The sequence below is a fragment of the Paenibacillus sp. 453mf genome (assembly GCF_900116105.1).
GTDB lineage: Bacteria > Bacillota > Bacilli > Paenibacillales > Paenibacillaceae > Paenibacillus > Paenibacillus provencensis.
On record NZ_FPAC01000002.1, the window covers coordinates 64,728 to 88,186 of the forward strand.

At 47.9% G+C, this 23,459-nt stretch carries 22 protein-coding genes; 13 read left to right on the forward strand and 9 right to left on the reverse strand.

Annotated features, from left to right (window positions below; genetic code table 11):
• Positions 1 to 189 precede the first annotated feature (189 nt).
• The 7 genes from BM415_RS14605 (at position 190) to BM415_RS14635 (ending at position 7,367) form a co-directional block, all read left to right on the forward strand.
• Positions 190 to 1,818, forward strand: a complete 1,629-nt coding sequence (locus BM415_RS14605) for an ABC transporter substrate-binding protein (protein WP_091159356.1) — start codon at positions 190 to 192, stop codon at positions 1,816 to 1,818.
• Positions 1,818 to 2,831, forward strand: a complete 1,014-nt coding sequence (locus BM415_RS14610) for an ABC transporter permease (protein WP_091159358.1) — start codon at positions 1,818 to 1,820, stop codon at positions 2,829 to 2,831. The genes BM415_RS14605 and BM415_RS14610 overlap by 1 nt, the downstream gene beginning before the upstream one ends.
• A complete protein-coding gene (locus tag BM415_RS14615; protein WP_091159360.1) occupies positions 2,831 to 3,691 on the forward strand; it encodes an ABC transporter permease in 861 nt (286 codons plus the stop codon). The genes BM415_RS14610 and BM415_RS14615 overlap by 1 nt, the downstream gene beginning before the upstream one ends.
• Before the next feature lie 21 nt (positions 3,692 to 3,712).
• The gene (locus BM415_RS14620) at positions 3,713 to 4,708 is read left to right on the forward strand and encodes an ATP-binding cassette domain-containing protein (protein WP_091159361.1); all 996 of its coding nucleotides are present in this window, start codon (positions 3,713 to 3,715) and stop codon (positions 4,706 to 4,708) included.
• Positions 4,698 to 5,300 (forward strand): ABC transporter ATP-binding protein, encoded by a 603-nt coding sequence (locus BM415_RS14625; protein WP_091159363.1) that lies wholly within the window; start codon positions 4,698 to 4,700, stop codon positions 5,298 to 5,300. Before BM415_RS14620 ends, BM415_RS14625 begins: the two co-directional genes overlap by 11 nt.
• Before the next feature lie 113 nt (positions 5,301 to 5,413).
• Positions 5,414 to 5,878, forward strand: a complete 465-nt coding sequence (locus BM415_RS14630; RefSeq protein WP_091159364.1) for a cupin domain-containing protein — start codon at positions 5,414 to 5,416, stop codon at positions 5,876 to 5,878.
• Positions 5,879 to 6,116: 238 nt separating this feature from the next.
• Positions 6,117 to 7,367 (forward strand): DUF445 domain-containing protein, encoded by a 1,251-nt coding sequence (locus BM415_RS14635; protein ID WP_091159366.1) that lies wholly within the window; start codon positions 6,117 to 6,119, stop codon positions 7,365 to 7,367.
• Positions 7,368 to 7,521: 154 nt separating this feature from the next.
• Here the strand turns inward: BM415_RS14635 and BM415_RS14640 are convergent, their stop codons facing one another.
• Positions 7,522 to 8,178, reverse strand: a complete 657-nt coding sequence (locus BM415_RS14640) for a response regulator (protein ID WP_091159367.1) — start codon at positions 8,176 to 8,178, stop codon at positions 7,522 to 7,524.
• The gene (locus tag BM415_RS14645; protein WP_091159369.1) at positions 8,175 to 9,017 is read right to left on the reverse strand and encodes a sensor histidine kinase; all 843 of its coding nucleotides are present in this window, start codon (positions 9,015 to 9,017) and stop codon (positions 8,175 to 8,177) included. The genes BM415_RS14640 and BM415_RS14645 overlap by 4 nt, the downstream gene beginning before the upstream one ends.
• 270 nt (positions 9,018 to 9,287) lie before the next feature.
• On the opposite strand from BM415_RS14645, the gene BM415_RS25120 reads away from it, so the two are divergent.
• Positions 9,288 to 9,458 (forward strand): hypothetical protein, encoded by a 171-nt coding sequence (locus tag BM415_RS25120; protein ID WP_170862498.1) that lies wholly within the window; start codon positions 9,288 to 9,290, stop codon positions 9,456 to 9,458.
• Positions 9,459 to 9,551: 93 nt separating this feature from the next.
• On the opposite strand, the gene BM415_RS14650 is transcribed toward BM415_RS25120, so the two are convergent.
• Complete coding sequence (locus BM415_RS14650; RefSeq protein WP_091159370.1) at positions 9,552 to 11,414, reverse strand: bifunctional diguanylate cyclase/phosphohydrolase; 1,863 nt, start codon at positions 11,412 to 11,414, stop codon at positions 9,552 to 9,554.
• A gap of 243 nt (positions 11,415 to 11,657) precedes the next feature.
• Positions 11,658 to 12,260, reverse strand: coding sequence for a DUF5317 domain-containing protein (locus tag BM415_RS14655; protein WP_091159372.1), 603 nt, complete (start codon positions 12,258 to 12,260; stop codon positions 11,658 to 11,660).
• A 334-nt stretch (positions 12,261 to 12,594) separates the two neighbouring features.
• On the opposite strand from BM415_RS14655, the gene BM415_RS14660 reads away from it, so the two are divergent.
• From BM415_RS14660 to BM415_RS14670, 3 genes are all read left to right on the forward strand, one after another.
• The gene (locus tag BM415_RS14660) at positions 12,595 to 12,954 is read left to right on the forward strand and encodes a metal-sensitive transcriptional regulator (protein WP_280142870.1); all 360 of its coding nucleotides are present in this window, start codon (positions 12,595 to 12,597) and stop codon (positions 12,952 to 12,954) included.
• Between the two features lie 71 nt (positions 12,955 to 13,025).
• Positions 13,026 to 13,226 carry a copper ion binding protein gene (locus BM415_RS14665; protein WP_091159373.1) on the forward strand — a complete coding sequence of 67 codons (201 nt, stop codon included), beginning with the start codon at positions 13,026 to 13,028 and terminating at the stop codon, positions 13,224 to 13,226.
• Positions 13,227 to 13,339: 113 nt separating this feature from the next.
• Positions 13,340 to 15,769 carry a heavy metal translocating P-type ATPase gene (locus BM415_RS14670; RefSeq protein WP_091159375.1) on the forward strand — a complete coding sequence of 810 codons (2,430 nt, stop codon included), beginning with the start codon at positions 13,340 to 13,342 and terminating at the stop codon, positions 15,767 to 15,769.
• Positions 15,770 to 15,933: 164 nt separating this feature from the next.
• Here the strand turns inward: BM415_RS14670 and BM415_RS14675 are convergent, their stop codons facing one another.
• Entirely contained in the window at positions 15,934 to 16,902 is a 969-nt protein-coding gene (locus tag BM415_RS14675) for a hypothetical protein (RefSeq protein ID WP_091159377.1), read from the reverse strand.
• Entirely contained in the window at positions 16,899 to 17,456 is a 558-nt protein-coding gene (locus BM415_RS14680) for an RNA polymerase sigma factor (RefSeq protein WP_311287251.1), read from the reverse strand. Before BM415_RS14680 ends, BM415_RS14675 begins: the two co-directional genes overlap by 4 nt.
• Before the next feature lie 354 nt (positions 17,457 to 17,810).
• Here BM415_RS14680 and nfsA point away from each other — a divergent pair, with 354 nt between their 5' ends.
• The gene (gene nfsA, locus BM415_RS14685; protein WP_091159379.1) at positions 17,811 to 18,554 is read left to right on the forward strand and encodes an oxygen-insensitive NADPH nitroreductase; all 744 of its coding nucleotides are present in this window, start codon (positions 17,811 to 17,813) and stop codon (positions 18,552 to 18,554) included.
• A gap of 182 nt (positions 18,555 to 18,736) precedes the next feature.
• Here the strand turns inward: nfsA and BM415_RS14690 are convergent, their stop codons facing one another.
• Positions 18,737 to 19,681, reverse strand: coding sequence for an AraC family transcriptional regulator (locus BM415_RS14690; RefSeq protein ID WP_244533396.1), 945 nt, complete (start codon positions 19,679 to 19,681; stop codon positions 18,737 to 18,739).
• 215 nt (positions 19,682 to 19,896) lie between these two features.
• Here BM415_RS14690 and BM415_RS14695 point away from each other — a divergent pair, with 215 nt between their 5' ends.
• On the forward strand, positions 19,897 to 21,510 hold the full coding sequence (locus tag BM415_RS14695) for a glycoside hydrolase family 43 protein (RefSeq protein ID WP_091159381.1): 1,614 nt from the start codon (positions 19,897 to 19,899) through the stop codon (positions 21,508 to 21,510).
• Positions 21,511 to 21,659: 149 nt separating this feature from the next.
• Here the strand turns inward: BM415_RS14695 and BM415_RS14700 are convergent, their stop codons facing one another.
• Both BM415_RS14700 and BM415_RS14705 read right to left on the reverse strand, forming a co-directional pair.
• Positions 21,660 to 22,538 (reverse strand): carbohydrate ABC transporter permease, encoded by an 879-nt coding sequence (locus BM415_RS14700; RefSeq protein WP_091159382.1) that lies wholly within the window; start codon positions 22,536 to 22,538, stop codon positions 21,660 to 21,662.
• Between the two features lie 13 nt (positions 22,539 to 22,551).
• Positions 22,552 to 23,433, reverse strand: a complete 882-nt coding sequence (locus BM415_RS14705; protein WP_047911374.1) for a carbohydrate ABC transporter permease — start codon at positions 23,431 to 23,433, stop codon at positions 22,552 to 22,554.
• Positions 23,434 to 23,459: the final 26 nt, after the last annotated feature.

Below are 23,459 nucleotides of genomic sequence, written 5' to 3' on the forward strand. Positions count from 1 at the left end.
TTGAAGATCCTCTTTTTTTGTTTTTCAAGTTGACTGTTTCAGTTGAAAGGTTCTTATGTCAACTTTCTTCACGTGAAATCACTGTTTAATCCAAAATATGGTTGATGCTTCATTAAATATCGTGCTACAATTAGTGAAATTTGTAGCACGATACCCTAAAAAGAGGGAAAAATGGGGGAGAACTGTCCAATGAAGCATCGGTTAATGCAATCCATGTTAATTATGGCATCATTTTTATCAATCATCATTCTTGCAGGCTGTACCAATGGGAAAGAGACAACAGTCACACAAGGCAAAGATACAGTTCCTGAAGTGAAGGACGAGCTGATTCTAGCTATAGGCACAGAGACCGAGGCTGGGTATGACCCAACAACAGGCTGGGGGCAATATGGCTCTCCTCTTTTTCAGAGCACGTTACTTAAACGGGATGCTGAGCTCAATGTGGTTAATGATCTGGCTACCGGCTATACAGTAAGCAAAGATGGCAAGACCTGGACGATTACTTTGAGAGAGGATGTCCGGTTCTCGGACGGTGAGGCACTGACTGCAGAAGATGTAACCTTTACCTTCGAGACTGCCGCAAGGAGCGCATCCATCATTGATCTAACCAACATGGAGAAAGTAGAGGCTGCTGATGATACCACGGTGGTATTCACATTAAAGGAAGCACAGTCGACATTTATATCTCTTCTGACTACACTCGGGATTGTTCCTGAGCATGCATATGATAAGAGCTACGCCGAGCATCCAATCGGTTCTGGTCCGTATAAGCTGGTGCAGTGGGACAAGGGCCAACAGGTCATCGTGGAGCGAAATCCTGAGTACTATGGTGAACAGCCGTATTTCAACCGCTTGACCTTCCTGTTCCTGGAGGAGGACGCAGCCTATGCTGCGGCACAAGCTGGCACGGTGGATGTAGCTGCGATTCCGGCAGCTTTTACCAGACAAGAGATTTCGGGCATGAAGATTGAAGCAGTGAAGACCGTAGACAATCGAGGAATCGTATTTCCTTACAATTCGGCAGGAGGGACAACCTCGGAAGGGGTTATGACCGGTAATGATGTAACCGCTGATGCTGCAATCCGGAAGGCTGTAAACGTGGCGATTGACCGAGACGCGCTGGTGGAAGGTGTGCTGGAGGGATATGGGCGTCCGGCATACTCTGTGGCTGATGATCTGCCATGGGGCAGTGAGGAAGCGCGGTTTGAGGATGGCGATCCGACAGAAGCAAAGCGGATCCTGGCAGACGCGGGATGGCTTGACTCAGACAATGATGGAATTGTAGAGAAAGGTGGGCTTGAAGCCAGCTTCCATCTGTATTATTTTGCCGGAGATATGACCAGGCAGTCTATTGCTCTGACTGTAGCCGATATGGTGAAGGAGGCTGGTATTCATATTGAGGTCGAAGGTAAGAGCCGTGAAGAAGTACAGAAGCTGATGTATGCGAATCCGGTGCTATTCGGGTGGGGAAGTCATGATCCGCTTGAAACCTACAATTTATACTCCAGTACCAAAAATGGGGTGGGATATTACAACGCCGGACAATACAGCAACCCTGAGGTTGACGCATGGATGGACAAGGCGATGAGGGCAACCGATGAAGAGGAAGCGTGGGGGTTCTGGCAGAAGGCGTTATGGGATGGAACAACAGGCTTTGGCTTTCAAGGAGATGCCCCTTGGGCATGGCTAGTTAACGTCGATCATATCTATCTGGTGCGTGAGGGGCTTAATATCGGAGAGCAGCAGATCCATCCGCACGGTCACGGATGGCCGATTACCTCAAACATTGAAGAGTGGTCCTGGGAAGGGTCGCTGTAATGCAGGGCAGTCAGCGAAGAGTCCCTTACAACAGCTGGATAATATACTTATTGAAAAAAGTACTGCGGCTGGCTTCACTGCTGGCGGCAGTCAGTTTTATCGCCTTTATGCTGATTGAGTACTCACCGATAGATCCGGTGATGGCTTATGTAGGTGCTGATGCTATCAAGGTAAGCCATGAGCAGCTGGAGCAGATCAGAGAGCGCTGGGGATTAAACGATGAGCCGCTGGTCAGGTATGGCAAGTGGTTGTCATCCCTTTTGCAAGGGGATTTGGGAACTTCCATGATATATCGTGAGCCGGTTCTGGATTTGATCCAGGACCGGTTTATGGCTTCTTTTGCACTGATGGGAACAGCTTGGGCAATCTCGGGTGTGCTCGGGTTTGCGCTCGGCACGCTCGCTGCAATGAACAAGGGAAGCTGGCTGGATCGTGTAGTGAAAGGATATTGCTACGTGCTGGCTTCCACGCCTGCATTCTGGATAGCCCTGCTTGCGCTGATGGTATTTGGTGTTTGGCTGGGTTGGTTTCCCATTGGGCTTGGTGTACCCGCAGGGGTGCTCAGCAGTGAGGTTACCGTCATAGAACGGCTGCGACATATGATTCTACCAGCACTAACACTGAGTGTAGCGGGAGTAGCGAATATCGCACTTCACACGCGTCAGAAGCTGATAGATGTGCTGGATTCAGATTACGTGCTCTATGCGCGTGCAAGAGGAGAACAGGGATTCACGCTGTTCCGGCGTCACGGCTTCCGCAATATTCTGCTGCCTGCAGTAACGCTTCAATTTGCTTCCTTTAGTGAACTGTTTGGCGGGGCCGTACTGGCGGAGCAGGTTTTCTCCTATCCAGGATTGGGACAAGCGACGGTTGAAGCAGGACTTCGTGGCGACGTGCCTCTGCTCCTGGGTCTCGTACTGTGCAGCACGCTGTTTGTATTCACCGGCAATTTCATAGCCGATCAGCTATACCGATGGATTGATCCCCGGTTTGATCATAAGGAGGCGGCGTAATGCAGCAGCTAGAACGTTCTTCTTCAACTCCCGGAGTCAGACGCTCCTTGAATACCCGAGGCAAAAATCTGATTCAGATCTTAATAAGTGCCGGGTTCTTGGCTGCAATCCTGCTCTTGGGTTCGCTCCTGCCAGAGCAGGCGGCCCATACGTCGTTATCGGAACGGAATTTGGTGCCGGGTGCCGGACATTTCTTCGGTACGGACTGGCTTGGGCGCGACATGTTTAACCGCACTTTAAAAGGACTTGCTTACAGCATACAAGTCGGGCTTACAGCGGCAGTCTGCTCCAGTCTTATCGCATTGCTGGTTGGCCTGCTTGCAGCCGCGGGCAGAAGAATGGATCAGGCGTTGTCCTGGTTCATTGATTTGTTTATGAGTGTTCCGCATCTGGTATCGTTAATTCTGATCGCCTTTGCCTTTGGCGGCGGCGCCAAAGGGGTGATTGTTGCAATCGCATGCACACACTGGCCCCAGCTGGCACGAGTGATCCGTGCTGATATGCTTCAGCTACAGTCGGCTGATTATATACAGGTATCTCGGAGACTGGGTAAGTCTCGAGGTTATGTTGCTCTGCATCATATGCTTCCACATTTGGTTCCGCAGCTCCTAGTGGGTCTGCTGCTCGTATTCCCCCATGCTATATTGCATGAGGCGGCCATTACGTTTCTTGGTCTTGGATTATCACCTCAGCAGCCTGCCATCGGCATTATCCTGTCAGAATCAATGAAATATTTATCTGCGGGCATGTGGTGGCTGGCCTTCTTCCCCGGACTGGCACTGACGCTTACGGTGCTTGCTTTTGATACTCTGGGTCACGGAATCAGAAGCTATAGCGATCCGATTAAACTTGAACGATAAAGAGAGGGGGTAAAGGTTCATATGGCTTTGCTCGAAATAGATAACTTGTCGGTCTCATTTGCGCGCAGCAAGGGATTATTCAAGGTGGAGGAAACGGAGGTAATCCATGGACTCAGTATGACAGTTGAGGCAGGCAGAATTACGGCAGTGGTCGGTGCGAGCGGATCGGGCAAAAGTCTGCTGGCCCATGCGATTCTGGGCATACTTCCATCCAATGCGATCACTCGTGGTACGCTTCATTTTAACGGTACACTGATGAATAACGCGGCTAAAGAGGAGCTTCGAGGCAGCCGTCTTGCGCTTGTACCGCAATCCGTACAATATTTCGACCCTCTTATGAAGGTGGGCGCACAAGTAAGCTACAGCTTTGAACGAAGTAAAGATCGCTATGAATCCATAAAAATGACAGGGTCTAACATCGCTCGGAGGCATGAACGAAAGAACCTTGAGCGCAAGAGGCTTGATGACATACTCAGCAAATACGGCTTGGCAATCGAGGTAACGGAGCGATATCCGTTTGAGCTGTCCGGTGGTATGGCCAGGCGAGTGCTGTTATCCATTGCAACTGCAGGCGAACCGGACCTGATCATTGCCGATGAGCCGACGCCAGGCATTCATGTCGAGGCACTGTCCGAGACGCTTAAACATTTTCGCTCCATTGCGAATCAAGGAGCAGGCATCCTATGGATAACCCATGACATTGAATCCGCGCTTCAAATTGCAGACGAACTCGTTGTTTTTTACGCAGGAACTAATGTGGAGAGCGCACGCCCGGGTGATTTTACAGGCAGAGGGGAGCAGCTGAGGCATCCTTATTCGAAGGCGCTCTGGAACGCGTTACCGCATAATGGCTTCAAGATGCCTCCAGGACCTCAGCTGACACTGGACAGCAACCATCGTTCAAGAGGGTGCATGTATGCCCACCGATGTCCGATGGCAACATGGGAATGTACAGAAGTGCTTCCGCTGCTCCGGGAGCTGCGAGGCGGAGAGGTGAGATGCATTCATGCAACTTGAAGCGAAGAACCTCGGTTACCGATACGATCGTCGTCAGGATTGGTGTATAAGAGACGTCCATATGTCCATTTCATCTGGAGAAATTGTCGGACTTCGCGGTCCGAGTGGTGCAGGCAAATCAACACTGGCCAGGCTGCTGGCAGGCTATGTGCAGCCTGTTGAAGGAGAGGTGCTTCTGGATGACTCGCCGCTGTTAATACATAAAGGGTATGCTCCGGTTCAGCTGGTCTTCCAGCATCCAGAATCTGCGATTAATCCGAGATGGCGAATGCATAAAGTGCTGCAGGAAGCCGGTCAGCATGATGCGAAGCTGCTGCATTCGCTTGGAATTGATGAAGCATGGCTTGCACGAAGACCGGGCGAGCTGTCAGGAGGGGAGCTGCAGCGTTTTTGTGTGGCCCGTGCACTCGGAGCCGGCACGCGATTTCTCATCGCTGATGAGATGACCACGATGCTGGATGCCGTGACTCAGGCTCAGATCTGGAATGTCGTTAAGGCCATAGCTGTGGAGCGCGAAATGGGTATACTGGTCATTAGCCATGAGGAGAGCTTGTTGTCCCAGCTGAGCAGCCGAATCATTGAATGGAAATGAAGCGGCTTGTAGATGCTGTTTGTTTGAGAGCATTTAGGTTTTCTAGTATGATACACTCTATAGGATTAAGAAAGCTGTAAGAAATCATTGTATAAAAGGCAGGGTTAACTTATATGACAGAACGTAATCTATCACCGCTTGTTGCTGCGCTCTCTATGGAGCCTCATCCGGAAGGTGGCTGGTACAAGGAGATCTGGAAGGCGACTTACCAAATTCCTCAATCCGTGCTGCCAGGCGTGTATTCCGGGGCCCGCCCAGCGGCCACCTCGATTTATTTCTTGCTGCACCCAGGTGAGTTCTCAGATTGGCATGTCGTTCACTCAGATGAGCTGTGGATGTGGCACTCCGGCAGTCCGCTCGAGCTTATTATTGGCGGCAGCGGCGAAGGAGATCCGAGTCAGACGGAATCCTTCATTCTGGGCCCAGACGTTGTAGCGGGTCAGCATCCGCAGGCACTGGCGCCAGGCGGACAATGGCAGATGGCAAGGCCGCTCGGAGATGAGCCGGTGCTTGTATCCTGTGTAGTAGCCCCAGGGTTCCACTATGATGACTTCCGGCTGATCCAGCGTGGAGAGTAGTAAGATGGAGATTTAAGCTGAGCGGAGCCATGTGCAGCTGCATGCGGCGCAACAGGTTCATGTAAGGTTCAGCTCTTTATACGGGTCGACAATAGGTCGGCCCGTTTTTTTTGCTTATCCAGATCCAGAGTTTGGAATAATACAATTGTGGTGATAAGATGAATATTAAACATAGCCTATTCCGCATGAAATAAACATGTATTGTACATAGATTAAGCAATTGAAGGAGTCAACCCAAATGGTTAAACAGACGAAAAAAGCCGCAGCATGGTCGCTTGTTATTATGGGTGCGGGGTTCGCGGCGTCGCTGCCCTTTCAAGATAGTACGGTCGGTAAGATGCTTGTCGGTTCCTTCGAAGCCGGACTTGTTGGCGGACTTGCCGACTGGTTTGCAGTAACGGCACTCTTTCGCCATCCGCTGGGACTCAAAATCCCACATACAGCACTGCTCCCGAAGAATCGTAAGAAAATTACCGAGGCCCTCGTATCTGCAGTGGAGAACAACCTGCTGAACAAAGACAGTATTGCTGCCAAGATTGCCGAAATGCCAGTGTCACATATGATCCTGGAGATGGCTGAGAAGGAGCTTCACACAGCAACTACACATGAGGCGATTGATAAGCTTGCCAAACGCATCGTTTCGTCACTTCCCTTGGAGAAGATTGCACCGCTTGTTGCAGAAGAGATCAAGCGTCAGGCGGAACGTGTAGAGATTGAGCCGCTGCTGTCCAAGGCAGAGCAGTACATTACGAGTAAGGGATACGACCGAATGGCTCTGGATTATGGGCTTGATCAGGCAGAAGCGTGGCTCGTTAAACCGGATACCCAATATACACTCGGCGAGATTGGTATGAGAGCGATGAACTCCCTGCAGGTTAACGGTCTGATGCAGTTCGCCCTGAATGCACTCATGGGATATCTGAATGAGGAAAGGCTTGGAGGTATTCTTCAGCGTTTCCTGTATGATCAGGTACAGGACTTGAAATATGAGGGTCACCCTCGCAGACACAGTGCATTAAATGCCATTCGTGGGCAGGTCGAGCGTTTAGCGCACAGCAAGAAAGTAACAAGCGGTCTTGAAGAGTGGAAGGATTCAGTGCTTAAGAACTGGGATGCAGAATCAGCTGTGCTAAACAAGCTGGTGGAGTTCCGTGACAAGATGCTGAGTTATATGGAGGATGGAAGTTACGTAGAGAAACAGCTCATTCCGGTCATTTCATCTCTCGTTGCAGAGGTAAAAGAGGATGCTGAACTTCTGGAACGCATCAACCAGAAGATTGTGGACAGCGTAACGACCTTGCTAGAACGAAATCACTCCAAGATCGGCCAGTTAGTACGTGAAAATATCGAAAAAATGGATAACAAAACGCTCATTGCGATGATGGAGGATAAGTTGGGTGAGGATCTGCAGTGGATTCGGATTAACGGTGCAGTGACTGGTTTTATTATCGGGATTGCTCTGACCGCATTGCAGCTTGCACTGGCTTGATCGACTTCTCAGAATATAACGAAAGAGCTGATCCCTGTACTTTAGGAAGCAGCTCTTTTTAATGTTTATGTGTACTATGTTCGCGTTAAGAAGAATGGACCCCCTGTTTGGGGCTCTGATTCTAGCAGAGCGATGCACGAAAAGACCTAGGGGTTCAGTTATCAAAATCACGTTCAATCCAGCCTTGCTCCAGGGCATACCTCGTGAGCTGTACACGATTCTCCAGCTGGAGCTTCTGCAAAATATTTTTGAGATGATTCTTCACCGTCTGATCCGATATTCCCAGTCGATCGGCGATCTCCCGATTGGTCTTGCCGGAGGCAACCCAATTCAGAATTTCTCGTTCTCTGGTAGTCAGCGGTGTGCTGCCATCGTCTGCCTTCTTGGTCTTTGGAAACTCCTGCAATATGCGATAGGCAAGCTCCGGGTTAACAGGGGCTTCGTCACTGACAACGGCCTTCAGGTATTCCAGCCAGGTGGAGGGGGATAAGTTCTTGAAGAGGTATCCTTGCGCACCTTGTTTAAGTGCTTCAAACAGATGCGTCACATCATCGGAGACGGTAACCATCACAATGATGACATAGGGATAGCGCTGCTTGATCGCTCGTGTCGTCTCCAGTCCATCCATTCCTGGCATGCGGATATCCATGAGGATGAGATCCGGCATCCATTCCTCGGTCAGCACCAGTGCTTCTTCACCGCTTGACGCGGTAGCTACAATCTCAAACATCGGTTCCTCCGATAATATCGATTCCATGGCAGCTCTGGCATGGGCTGAATCGTCGACTATAAGTACTCGTGTCATATTCATGAGGGGTCCTCTCCTTTGATAATCAGCATGCAAGTTCCGCCGTTCTCCATGTTGCTGAAATGAAACCTCCATCCCATCTCCTCCGCGCGTCCTCTTGTTATACGAAGCCCGTACCGTTCTTTCCGCTGCTCCGGGTCGCCAGTAAAGCCAGTTCCGTCATCTGTAATGGACACCTTCCAATGCACCTTATTTCCTGTTCCTGTTACAGAGATCGTGCTGGCATTGGCATGCTTGCGGATATTTAGAATTGCTTCCCGAATACAGGCAATGAGCTCAACATGTTCTTTTGTCGTGAGCGCTTCATCCGAGAGATTCCATTGAATACGTGAATCATATCTGCCGTCTGCAACCATATCCTCAATCTGTCTGAGCAGCTGCTGCGGAGAGTTCGGGCTGTTCTCTTCACTGTGAGGAACTTTCAGCTGAGCGATGGCTTGTCTGGCGTAATGATGCACTTCGTGTACGGTTTGTCTAACTTCCTGCAGTTCTCCTTCGTTAGGGGTGCCGGTCAGTTTACGCTCGGCTTTATCAAGCTGGACGGACAGCAGGAACAACGACTGGGCTATGCCATCATGCAATTCCCGTGCCAGGTGCTCCCTGGCCTCCAGTGCAGATTTCGCTGCCTTCTCACGTTCCAGCTCAGCCTGCGATTTCTCCATCATCGTAAACAATTTATTCAATAAAGTGACGCTAATGAAATATATAATAACGGGTGTCAGCCAGTTTCCTGCCTCCATGGAGAGATAGGGCATAAGGAATTGGTGACGTACATATTCCCATAGACCAACGGTGATGGTAGGGATGAATAGGATCATCCATTTCATTTGTTTATAGCTCATTGTCAGCTCGAGTTCTCCTTCTAGGCAGGTTGTGAAGATGTATAATTCATTTTATTATAACCTTTAATTCAGAGACGAACGAACTCTTTGTATTAAGAAGCCCAAGCATTCAAGAGGAATTGTATGGCTGCAGAAGAAGGTTTACGAAAAATACGGACTTAGCACTCCTCACTAGATATTATCACAGAGAATCAGCCTTCCTTAAGGTAAGGTTACTTCGATATACTTGTGTAGAGACAGAGAAATGGATTGAAGGAGTGTAGTAAAAGCATGAGTCAAGCCGTATTGGAGCGTCGAAGTGAAATACTCAAGAAGAATATCGAACGGATGCTGATTAGAGAGAATCAGCGGGGCATTACGAGACAGCAGAGTATGTTTTTACAACAAATGATTAAAGAGCTTCATCAAACCTCTCATGAACTGGATGTAAAGAAATCATAATCCAAGCAAGAGCATGTAAAAAAACCTATGCGATTTCTACGGGTATCCGTAGGAACACATAGGTTTTTTGATATGAATAGGGAAGTGCTGATGTTAATTGGATAAGACGGTGGTATGTCCTGTTTCCATATATTCCGATCTCGGCATCTGCACTTGGATATAAGAGATGAACAACTCCACCAGCTCAGGATCAAACTGCGTGCCTGCACAGGTGCGAAGCTCGACAATGGCTTCCTCGAAGGTCTTTGTCTTCTGATACGGTCTTTCCGAAGTCATGGCATCGAAGGAATCAATAACTGTAAGCATTCGGCATAGCTTAGGAATCTCCTTGCCTTTAAGTCCGTGAGGATAACCTTTGCCATCATACCGTTCATGATGAAGCTCGATATAGGGGATCAGGTCCTTGAACCGATGATCCGTCATGGCAATTTTTTTGCCCCAGGCGACATGCTGTTTGACGGTTTCCCATTCCTCTGAAGTCAGCTTGCCTTTTTTGTTGAGTACGCCCCAGGGGATTTCGAGCTTCCCAATGTCATGAATCAATGCGCCGAGTATAAAATTACGCCTCTCATCCTTCTCCAGACCAAGACTGGTGCTCATATCAAGCGCATACTTATATACCCGCTTCGAATGCTTGAATGTATCAATGTCCTTGTATATAAACAGATTAAGCTGCTGCTCGATATAATGAATTTCCTGATCCAGATCAATGTCAGCTTCCATCTCGACATTACATCCGTAAGTATGCACGGTATTCTTGCCTTGTTTCTTCGCATAGTAGAGCGCTTTATCCGCATAATCGACTAGCTGGGATTTGTCATACAGTTCAATTTCATATTCGGCAATACCGGCAGAGAAGGATAAGCATTTATGAGGAAAAACTTCTACACCATCAAAAGGAGTATCGTTTAGTTTTTTTCGAATTCGATCGACGAATGAACGTGCTTCTCCTATGGCATATCCAGGCATCAGCAGGGTGAATTCTTCTCCGCCATATCTCGAAGCTATTATTGGAGTGTCTTTCGTTTCCTCCTTAAGCAGAGCACCTAGAAAGCTGATGAGAGTATCCCCTTTGAGGTGTCCGAAGCTGTCATTGTATTTCTTAAAGTCGTCGATATCAATCATCGCTAAAGTGAGCGGCGATTCGTTCTTGCGTGCATCGTCGATGCTCGTCTCCAGGGAACTCTCAAAATAACTGTGATTGTATAATCCGGTACGTTGATCCAAATTCGAACGATTCAGAATCTGATGATACACCAAAAATAGCTGACGAAATGCATAAGATAATAAAATAGCTAAGCCTAAGAAGAGAATGAGACCAAAAACTCCGTTATGCACGATGAGAACAACTAGAACAAGAGAAAGAATAAGCATACACAAGTAAACAAGCATGGTTTCTTTGACGAAACCTTTTAGAGCTGTATAAAGATCCTTCCGGTACAACAGATAATAGTAGAGAAAAAGTCCTATCGTGTTGATTGCAAAGTAAACGGCAAGAGAGATCATATAAGATGGCAGGTTCTGATCATAAACCGAACCCAATCTGCCATCAAGCAAGATAAATACTTCGTAGGATACAGAGATCATGATCGAATAGAGTGCAAAATTCGTTACATGCTTCCAACGAGGAACGTTTCTCTTATATATCAGATAGCAAATTAAGCACAAAAGAGAGACAGATAAGGTAAACGAGTTGCCATATATAAAAATACAAGCGAGGTAAACGGATGAGTCAAAGGACATTACATTTCCTTCAGGTGGAAGTCGAAAGGTTAGGCTGTTTAGAATAAGAGTTGCCCCGACCATGATGTAGAGATTGACCCATTGTTCGCTGGTATAATTAAAAAACTCTCCCTTATTGACGTAGCAGAAAGTGAGGATACCGCCTATCCATAGCATAAGAATATACCATTGGCTAATATCTACTTTTTTTATTTTGATTAAAAGTGTTGTCATGAAATCTAGATTCTCCTATTAATTTCATCGTATATGTTCATATTTTATCATGACATTAAACTATTAAAAATAAAGAAAAAAACAGGCTATGAGGCCTGTTTTGAGAAAATGTGAGACGAGAATAGCTCCTAGCCAAGTGCAAATCCAGAAGTCAATGCCACAACGACAGAAGCAACAATTACCCCGTTCATGATGATGCGGGCGATGTTAGATTTTTTCATGGTATGTATCCTCCTTTTCGTTTTAATTTGATGTATGTAAACTTGGTGCGAGATCTTGATCTTCAGAATCCTTCTTCGGGGGCACCATAATACTCTGGATGTACAGGAATATACCCAGGTTCATGACAACGTCCCCGATACTAATGACTTGGGTTCGAGGGTAAGGACTTGAGAGTGGGATAATATCTCCCAGAAAAGATAAGTGAGTGGAGGCATCTAGCATGTAATGCTTATACACAGCGTCACCGCTGGTCAGAAGCTCTGTATAGTAAGGCCCGAGAACTTGGGCAGCTTCTAATGAGACAGGCATACGGCCGCCGTTGACAGCCATAACGATAAAGTTCAGGAATACGCCAATGAGAATGATCAGAAATCCCTTGTTCTGCCTATTAACCCATAGGAAGAACATTCCTACAATGTAGAGGAACATAAAGAAATATCCTGAAACCGGTGCAAGCCAAGCTGCGTCGCCTTGAAAGCGGAATATGATAAACTGGATAAGCAGTAATATCGGGAAAATCAATCCGCCTCGTAGCTTGATCTGTCCAAACTGCATGAGACCATGCTTAAAGCCGCCTCTGAAAAGCCCTACGATAAGTCCTAGAATTATACCATCATAGACCATGTATCAATCTCCGTTAGTTTCAAATTTTTATCGTAATACTATTATTCGACTTCAAATTGGTAAATCCTTCATGAATTTAAAATTTTTTTTGATATTTTTTAATTAATTTGTCTGATATCAATTTTCTTGTCTGATTCTGAATTATTATCAAATATATCTTTGCGACGAGTTATGGAGTGAACTCTCTTGCTAATTAACTATAAATTTCGTTCAAACACTGATCAACAGGTATATCGACCTAAGAATGATCTCGAGCAGGTAAGTATACTTAAGCGTATTGACATACCCGTGGGGGGTATAATATATTAGGATAGAGTGGAAGGAGGTCATGTGAGTGGATGATAAGAAGACAGCTGTTGAAGGTGAGAACAGAGTACATTGCCATGATTCTCATTCAGACCATCATCAAGATGGAGTAAGGCACAGCCATCACTCCGATGAGATGAAGAATATTCTGACGACCCGTCTGAACCGGATTGAAGGTCAAATTCGCGGTATAAAGGGCATGATTGAGAGAGATACCTATTGTGATGATGTGCTCACGCAAATTGCTGCTATTCAGTCTGCGCTTAACGGTGTCGGGAAGCTTCTCTTGGAGGGGCATATGAAGAGCTGTGTTATTGATCGAATCCAGGCGGGCGAGCATGAAGTGATTGACGAGCTGCTGGTGACGGTTAAGAAGCTAATGAAGTAGTGTAATTGAATCCGTGGTGTTGGAAGTCCAGACGTATAATATAAAAAACCATCTAATAGGAGGAAATGAATATGAGCAGCGTAACATTGAATGTACAAGGGATGTCCTGTAACCACTGTGTGAAGTCTGTTGAAGGAGCGCTGGAAAGCGTCGGAGCTAGAGGCAAAGTGGATTTGGCCTCCGGTACGGTTAATGTAGAATATGATGAGCAGAAGGTAACGGTGGATCAAGTAAAGCATGCGATTGAAGATCAAGGTTATGACGTGGTTTAATATAGCTGCGGATGGATCATATTAAGTTAACAATGAGCGAAGAGCAGCCTGTTCAGGTCTGCTTTTTTTCAGAACAATAGTATACCCCCAAGGGGTATTAGGGGATGATATAAATGAATTCGCCTTCCGTAAGCAGTGAGAAGCATGCGAAGATAAATATTACAGGAATGACCTGTGCTGCTTGCTCTGCCCGCATCGAGAAAGGACTTTCACGCATGGAGGGTGTACGCAGCGCGAATGTTAATCTCGCATTAGAGCAAGCAACTGTGAGCTATGACCCGGCCGTCCTAGAGGTCAGTGACCTTAGGAGTAAGGTCGAAGCACTTGGGTATGGAACCGTAACGGAACGGGTGGATCTGGATATTACAGGGATGACCTGCGCGGCATGTGCTACACGGATTGAAAAAGGACTAAGCCGAATACCTGGAGTGGCTAGTGCCAGTGTTAATCTCGCATTGGAAACAGCCCACGTTGAATACGATGCGAGTGAGACCACTCCCCAGGATATGGTCCGTAAGGTAGAACAGCTGGGCTATGGCGCTCTGCTGCAGAGATCGAAGGAGGATATCACAGAAATCAGACAGAAGGAGATGGCTCGCAAGAAGTGGAAATGGATCATATCTGCTATATTATCAATTCCGTTATTGTGGGCTATGGTGGGCCACTTCTCGTTCACTTCATGGATGTATGTGCCGGAGCTGTTCATGAATCCTTGGTTTCAGCTCATCCTTGCGACACCGGTTCAGTTCATTATCGGTTTTCAGTTCTATAAGGGTGCTTATGCAGCTCTTCGCAGCAAGAGTGCGAACATGGATGTACTCGTTGCCCTCGGTACGTCGGCGGCCTACTTCTATAGCTTGTATCTGACGATCAACTGGACCATTGAAGGAGGACACCATGGGGCCGAGTTGTATTATGAGACAAGTGCAATTCTGATCACGCTGGTGCTGGTGGGCAAATGGTTTGAAAGTGTGGCCAAAGGCCGATCCTCCCAGGCCATCCGCAGTCTGATGGAGCTGGCACCGCAGTCGGCATCTGTTATTCGTGACGGGCAGGAGATGATCATTCCGGCTACAGATGTTGTCGTATCCGATCTGCTTATTGTAAAGCCCGGTGAGAAGTTTCCTGTGGATGGAATAGTTGAGAAAGGGAGCTCCTCTGTAGATGAATCTATGCTGAGCGGCGAGAGTCTGCCCGTAGATAAGCAAGTCGGCGATTCCGTTGCGGGGGCGACGATCAATATAAATGGAGTGCTGACAGTTAGAGCAACCCGGGTAGGCTCGGATACAGCGCTTGCACAGATTATCAAGGTGGTTGAAGAAGCGCAGGGGTCCAAGGCACCAATACAGCGAATCGCTGATGTCATCTCTGGGATCTTTGTTCCTATCGTTGTAGGAATTGCGATTGTGACGTTTGTCGTGTGGTTCTTCTTCGTGGAGCAGGGTCAATTCGCGGCGGCTATGGAAAAAGCGATTGCTGTACTCGTTATAGCTTGTCCTTGTGCCCTCGGCTTAGCGACTCCAACCTCCATTATGGCAGGCTCGGGTCGGGCAGCGGAATACGGCATTCTGTTTAAAGGCGGAGAGCACTTGGAGCATGCTCAGGAGATAGAGACAGTTGTGCTGGACAAGACCGGGACGGTTACAGAAGGGAAGCCTAAGCTGACGGATGTAATAATGGCTGAAGGCCGATCTGAAGAGGAGCTGTTATCCCTTGTAGGAGCTGCAGAAGCGGCATCGGAGCACCCATTGGCAGGTGCGATCGTTACAGGGATCGGAGAGCGAGGCATCGCTGTTCCGGAGGCTGAACGGTTTGAGAATGTGCCGGGCTATGGGGTCAAGGCTGTAGTACAAGGGCATGAGCTGCTGATCGGCACTCGGAGATTGCTTGATGCACACAAGGTGGATAGTTACTCTGCTGAGAAAGGTATGGAGGAGCTTGAAGCCTCTGGCAAAACGGCTATGCTCATCGCAGTGGATGGCGTCTATGCGGGAATCATTGCGGTAGCGGATACGATTAAGGACACATCTCGGGCTGCTGTTCAGCGGCTGAAGGCGATGGGGATTGAAGTCATCATGATGACCGGGGATAACCGGCGTACCGCAGAGGCGGTTGCTGCTGAGGCGGGTATTGACCATGTGCTTGCAGAGGTATTGCCAGAAGGAAAGGCGGAAGAAATCAAGAAGCTTCAAGCCTCTGGCCAAAAAGTAGCGATGGCAGGCGATGGGATCAACGACGCGCCGGCCCTGGCGACAGCAGATACCGGCATGGCAATGGGTACAGGTACGGATGTTGCCATGGAGGCAGCAGATGTTACCCTTATGCGTGGCGACCTGAACAGCATTCCTGATGCCATTCTAATGAGCCGCAAAACGATGGGCAATATTAAGCAGAATCTATTCTGGGCGCTTGGGTACAATGTCATTGGCATTCCCATTGCGGCAGCCGGATTTCTTGCTCCGTGGCTGGCAGGAGCGGCAATGGCGCTCAGCTCGATCTCTGTTGTGCTCAATGCCTTAAGGCTCCAGCGAATTAAGCTGTAAGTAAAGATAGAAGATACCTGGCATCTCGTTGTGGAGATGGCCAGGTATCTTTTTTTTTGTTCGCTTAATTGTCACTTTGGAATTTATTTCTCTCTATAGTTGCTGACGCTGCAGAAGAAACCAATAGATAAGCGAATAGCGGATTCATACCATTTGATCAGTGTTCACTTCTTGGCAATGGTTCTGAGCATATCTTTGAACTCTGTTAATTCCATATCTATGACGAACCGTGAGGTGCCGCTGTCTTTCTGCACAAGCTCTAACTCCTCTGTGCTTGGTTGCGATCCGACAGAGGATACTTTACCCTGCTGGACCATGTAATTTCCTTGATAGACTCCAGCAATATAATATGGATCTGAATTCCCGCCTTTTTTTAAAAACAGTATGGCATGGTCACCGCTCGTTAGCGGTGGATTGTAGCTGTCTTCGGCATGAGCGTTCTCTTGTCCCTGTTTAACACCAGTATAATTCAGTTTAATCTCCTCGCCAGGTGTAACCACGGTTGTTGAGTAAAGAACATCCTTGACTTCGACCTCATAAGGGTCTGATTGGGCATCTAGGACTTCAATCTCGGCGGCCAGCACGGAATCTGCTAAGAGGTCCTCGAAGCTGGAATAGGAGACAGCAATGCTCTCGGCAGAGCCAGTTGTGCCAGTTGTTGCTGAGCCTTGCTGTGTGATGAGCTGCTCTTCCACATTCTCTGATGCACTGCCGGAGCGGTCTTCTGTCTCGGTCGCGGCCTCCTCCTTATGGGTGGATTGCTCTGAAGATGAGGTGGGAGAAGAGGCCTCTGAGCTGGCATTATAGTTGTTTTTTTGATTTGGGGATGTATCGAACTCAGTATCCATGGATTCAGTTTGACTGGTCTCAACTGCTTGATCGGATAAGCTCGCTATATTCTCGGTAACGGCACCATTAGGTATAATCCACCATACGGAAGCGAGCACCGCTCCGCTGATACCAAGAGTGAGCAGCATACGTCTCCACTGCCAAGGGCGGGGTTTATGCTGAGAATGAGGAGTCAGATTCTGTACCGTTTGGATGACTCGCTGCTTGTGCTCTTCTGTAAAAGGTTCCTCCTTAAAAGGCCCCTTTTTCAATCGCTCCTGCCAGTGTTCATGTTGATCGGTCATTCTTCGAGCCTCCTTAATTCTTTTTGTGCCTTTTGCTTGGCGCGGGACAGCCTGGATTTAACGGTGCCTTCCGAGATGCTCAGCAGCTCTGCCATCTCTTTTATTTTCATATCGTACTTTAGTGACAGCACAAGAACCTCCCTGAATTTGTCAGGAAGCTCCATGATGATGTCCCATATCGCATCGGCATATTGCTGTTCCATAACCTCAGTCTCCGCAGAAGGCATGGTGCTTGTACTGAGCTTTGCGGCGCTGCTGCCTTCCGCCGAATAATCCAGTGAAGAGACCCGCCCTCCAAGCAGGCCTTGTTTGAAGAAGCGGGATCTTCGATAGGAAAAAGCGGTATTTCTCGTAATCGTAAATAGCCATGTCTTCGTAGAGGCGTCTCCGCGAAATGTATGCAGCCCCTGATAGACCTTAATAAAGACCTCTTGGGAGATATCGTCTGCGTGATCCCGGTTCCTCGTTAAAAAATAGGCGTAATTCCAAACGTCGTTGCCATACTCGTCCATGAGTTTATATAAAATCTGATGATCTGACTCCAAGTGCGTCACCTCTCTTACCATTAGACTTAGGAACAGCGCAAAAAGTTCCTTGTGCTCCTGGGTGCTCCTGTATTGCCTTCCACGCTCCGGGTTGTTTTGGGATGCGAGGCATGTCCTTGAAGTGTAATCAGAGCATCCATAGCCAAAAGTCGCTCTGAATGCAAAAACACTCACTGGGTATGGGGAGATCTCAAGGGCAATACTTGCCCCTGTTTATTTTCATTTTATTATTGCAAGTGGGTAAGAATATAGGGAGATATATGGAAAAAGACAAGAATCAAGGAGTGATTGATAGAAGCTCAGTGAAAGAGTAGACTTAATCCGTAAAGTAATTGTTATTTTAGAGAACGGAGTGAAAGAAGCGTGAATGATACAATCAATCTCTTGATGAACCATCGTTCGATCCGTAAATACAAAAACGAACCTGTCACCGATGAGCAGCTAAATACGATCATCGCTGCGGCTCAGATGGCTTCTTCATCCAGTAATGTGCAAGCCTACAGCGTTATCGCAGTCACAGATCCAGGATTGAAAGATGAGCTTGCTTCCCTTGCCGGCAACCAGGCATATATTCAGGAGTGCCCGGTCTTCCTCGTCTGGTGTGCAGATCTGTACCGTCTTCGCGAAGCGGCCGCTTCGCAGGCAGCTGGCGAAGAGACCTATGAGGATACGACAGAGAATTATACAGTGGCGACCATTGACGTCGCGCTTGCTGCACAAAATGCTGCGATTGCAGCAGAGTCGCTCGGACTGGGTATCGTATATATTGGGGGCATTCGCAATCAAATTGGCGAGGTCGCAGAACGGCTGGGTCTTCCTGAGCTGGTCTACCCGGTATTCGGCATGTGTCTTGGTGTTCCGGATCAGGAGCCGCTGCTTCGGCCGCGTCTGCCACTGCCTGCGGTGCTTCACAGGAACGGATACGACCGTGAAGAGACGACGGCACAGGTCAAGGAATACGACAAGACTCTATCGTCTTATATGCAAGAACGTTCATCCGGTAAACAGACCGCAACTTGGTCTGAAATGATGGCGAAGCGTCTGACTCAGCCGGCGCGATTGCAGCTGAAGCCGTTTCTTGAAAGCAAGGGCTTCATGAAGCGTTAAGTGAACGATCGAGCGATTCATAATAATGAACTATTCTTATAACGAGCAATTCATAAAAGAAGCAAAGACACCGTCCAAATAAAAACTGGACGGTGTCTTTTATAATGGGAAGTTCTTTAGTGGCTAGAGCTATTTCCTTAGTAAATAGGAGTGCTCCAATAGCTCAATAACCGCTTACTGTGCTATTTATGAAATCTCCCCCGGAACTGGCTGGGTGATTCATCCGTCCAGCGCTTGTATTGCCTGCTGAAATGAGCAATGTTCTTATAACCCAGCTTCATGGAAATCTCCTCGATGGATAGATCGGGGTCCATCAGCAGCAGCTTGGCTTTTTTTAGAATTAACATGGACATATACTGTCTCGGCGATAAGCCAAAAGCACGGGAGAACATTCGATTTACCGAAGATGTGCTATAGCCGACCTCCTGAGCAATGGACTCTACGGTCTCATGAGCGAGTGTCTCCCCATCCTCATTTTCAATATCTCCCACCATCTGTTCCAGCCTGGAGGCCACATAAGATGCAGTTGGGTTAATCTGCGAAGGCGTACTGTGTTCTTCCTGGGACAGCACATGACTGAGCGCTCCAAACAGCTCGAACAAGGCCGAGAGGATCATCATCCGTGATTGTACACGTACACCAGCTTCATCAAGGGTCAGCAGAATCAGTTTGTCCAGTGCAGGCCGGATCTGCTTGCTGAGTTCACTTCCCGCCTCAAAGAATGGCCTGCTTCTGGCACATAGCAGCTCTCTAAATGCGGGCTCATCCACATCAAAATGAATGCAGTAATAGGTCATCCCTTGAGGAGAAGCCGCGCAGCTCTCGTGCTCTTCACCGGGAATTAGCAGCATCAGGTCGCCAGGCTGCTGAAGGTAAGGCTGTCCATTAGCCCTCATCCGCTGTGATCCGGACAGGACGAGATTGACCTCGAAAAAGGGATGCGTATGAGCAGGGTAACTCCAATCGGAGTCTACCGTACGGTAGTGGGCGGCAAAGACACGAAATGTAGAGTTCATATCAGGCAGCATAAATTCCGTGCGCTTGTGCTCGTCTTGATTAAGCTCTCCTCCAGGAAATTTCAACCGATGAATGGGCTGTTCATTTTTACGTTCGTTTCTATTGTTCACGATGGATTCACCTTCTTAACCCTTCTTATTGATCTGCTTTTTATTTGCTTGATTTGGATAAATTGTGACTTCTTCTGGATATGGGTAAACGCAATAAACCTTGCTATGATTATAGTATACTACTAAAAATATACGGGGTATATCATGCTGAATAAGTTGGGTAAATGATGGTCAAAGGAACAATAGCATGAACCGTAATGAGAAGGAGCATATTGATGGCTACGATTCAGAACCCGATCTTAACAGGATTTAACCCGGACCCAAGCATTTGCCGTGCCGGGGACGACTATTATATTGCAGTTTCGACGTTCGAGTGGTTCCCAGGTGTGGGTATCTATCATTCAAGAGATCTTAAGAATTGGAGACTTGTATCAAGACCCCTTAATCGCTTGAGTCAGCTGAATATGATGGGTAATCCCGACTCGGGCGGGATATGGGCGCCAGCTTTGTCCTATCATGATGACAAGTTCTGGCTCATTTATACGGATGTCAAAGTAACAGAGGGGCAATGGAAGGATTCCCACAACTATTTGGTAACCTGCGATACGATTGACGGGGAGTGGTCTGAGCCGATCCACTTGAACAGCTCCGGATTTGACCCGTCCTTGTTCCATGATGAGGATGGAAGGAAGTATCTGGTAAACATGGTGTGGGACCAGCGCGTCGGAAATCATCCGTTCTACGGCATTGCGCTTCAGGAATATGATCCTGAACAGCAGAAGCTTATCGGCACATCAGAGATCATCTTCAAGGGAACCGACATTAAGTTGACGGAAGCTCCGCATTTATACAAAATTGACGGCACTTACTTCCTGCTCACGGCAGAAGGCGGAACGAAGTATGATCACTGTTCAACGCTTGCCCGCTCGAAAGACCTGCGTGGTCCATATGAAGTACACCCGGAGAATCCGCTTATATCTTCCTTTGCTCATCCGCGCAATCCTTTGCAGAAGGCAGGACATTCCTCCATTGTGCATACCCATACGGATGAATGGTTCCTGATTCATCTAACCGGCAGACCACTCTCTAGAGAAGGACAGCCGCTGCTCGATCCAAGAGGATACTGTCCGCTCGGCCGCGAAACAGCGATACAGCGTTTGGAATGGAGAGATGGATGGCCTTATGTGGTCGGCGGTAACCAGCCGTCGCTTCAAATTGAAGGGCCGAAGATGGAAGAAGTCGTTTGGGGTCCGGACTTCCCGGAGAAGGACGATTTTGACAGCGAGGTGCTGAACCTGAATTTCCAGAGCCTGCGCATTCCGCTTGGAAGCGAGGTTATGTCACTCACAGATTGCCCGGGTCACTTGAGACTGTATGGCAAAGAGTCGTTCACGTCCAAGTTTACACAGGCATTTATCGCTAGACGCTGGCAGCACTTCCGGTTCACCGCAGAAACCAAGGTGGCATTTAACCCGACGACATTCCAGCAGTCTGCAGGCCTTAGCAATTACTACAACACACAGAACTGGACTTCCTGCCAGATCACTTGGCATGAAGAGAAGGGAAGAATACTGGAGCTGGTCGCTTGCGACAACTTCTCATTCTCCCAGCCTTTGCTGGGTAATGAAATTGTCATTCCAGATGAGGCAGAATACGTATACCTGCGTGTTGATGTGAAGTACGACATTTACGAGTATTCCTACTCTTGGGATGGACAGGACTGGACGACAATTCCGGTGCAATTCCAATCTCATAAGCTGTCCGATGATTATATCCAAGGGGGCGGCTTCTTCACGGGAGCATTTGTCGGTATGCGCAGTCAGGATACATCCGGACATAGCCTGCCGGCGGATTTTGATTACTTTATCTACAAGAGCAACGAAGCTTAATTCAAGATTCGAGCCATAGAAAAGCTCCGAACACCTCGCACGGGATGGACTCCCGTGCTGAAGGGTTCGGAGCTTTTTTCAATACAACAGCACATTAGGCGGCGGGTTAACTACGGAGAGCGTAGAATGATAATGGCTTATACAAGCTGTTACCCCTTAACTGCTCCTGCCGCCATCCCCTCAACGATTCGGTCGCTAAGGAACATGTAGGCAACGAGGATGGGCAGAATGCTGATCATCAGTGTTGCGCCGATGGCTCCCCAATCTGTCGTGTATTGTCCAATAAAGTTCTGGACTCCCACAGTAAGCGTCTTGTAATGATCTGAACTAATGAACGTATTTACGAATATGAACTCATTCCAGTTATAGATCATGTTAATAATGCCTGTCGTTGCAATGACCGAGCTTGTCATTGGCAGCACGATGCGGAAGAACATGCGGTTCACGCTGCAGCCGTCAATGATGGCCGCTTCTTCTACTTCCTTGGGAAGTGCATAGTAGAAGCCTAACAGAATCATGATGGTAATTGGCATATTGAATGCGACGTAGGAGAGAACCAGTGACAGCGGATGATCGGTTAAACCGACCTTGTTGAACATGCTGAACAACGGAATCAGCGTAGAGTGAACGGGAATCATCATGGCAACCATGAATAGGCCGAGCACGAGAGAGCTGCCTTTCCATTTCATCCGTGTAATGGCGAAGGTCACCAGGCTTCCAAGCACGACCGTGATGACTGTTGCCGCAACCGTTATCCATACACTGTTGAAGAAATAAACGTCGATATTGCCTGCATTCCATACCTTTGCGTAGTTTTCCCACTTCGGATTCGCCGGAAGGGATAGGGGAGGCAGGTTGAATACCTCCTGGTTATTTTTAAGCGAGAAGAGCAGCAGCCATAGCAGCGGAAACAGCTGAAATGCGGCCACGCCGATGAGAATAATGTACAGCAGCGCATAACCGATTTTTCTCAGCATACTGGACCCGGACTTCGCGGCTCCGCCAATCTGAGCAGAAGTGTGCATCATGAAGGTTACCTCCTTATGAGTATTGAATCGTATCTTTCGTCGCTGTCAGTTTGCGAATGATCCAGGTCACGACAAGACAAATAATAAGCAGGAAGAAGCCTATGGCGCTGCCGTAGCCGAAGTCATAGGATTTGAACGCCTCACTGTACATATAGGAGGCCATAACTTCACTTGAACCATTGGGTCCGCCGCCTGTCATAACATAGATCAAATCGAAATATTTAAGTGAACCGACAAGAGAGAGCACGATGGTAACCTTGATGACTTCCATAATGAGTGGAAGCTTAATTCTCAGCGCAATCTGGATTCCTGTAGCACCGTCAATCTTGGCTGCTTCTTCAAGTGACGTGGGAATATTCTTCAGTGCAGAGTAGTAGATCAAAATATAGAAACCAGCATACTGCCACAGAATCGGGATGAAGAGCGCAATCAGTACAAGTGAAGGCTCTGCCAGCCATGCAGGAGGGTTATCAATGCCTATAGAGGTCAAGAAGCTGTTAATGACCCCGTTTGTTGGATGGTACATCCGAAGCCATAGCTGCGCGATTGCAACAGAGGACAGGAGCATCGGAACAAGATAAATTTTGCGGAACAGATTGGCTCCTTTGATGCGTCCTGCCACGACCATTGCTACTGCCAAATAGATAAGGAGGCTCAGGCCGGAGAATATCGCAAGCAGCAGGGAGTGCCAGGCACTGTCCCAAAAAGTTTTATCCTGAAGCAGATTCGCATAATTATCGAATCCAATAAATTTCATGGCACCGATGCCGTTCCATTCATGCAGGCCGTAATAGCCGGTCAAGATGATCGGAATATATACAAGAGTCAAGATCAGCAGCAGGGCTGGAAGCACGTATAGTGCAATGATTTTCTTGTTAGACATCACTTTGTCCATAGGAATCAAACTCCTTTCCGTTATAT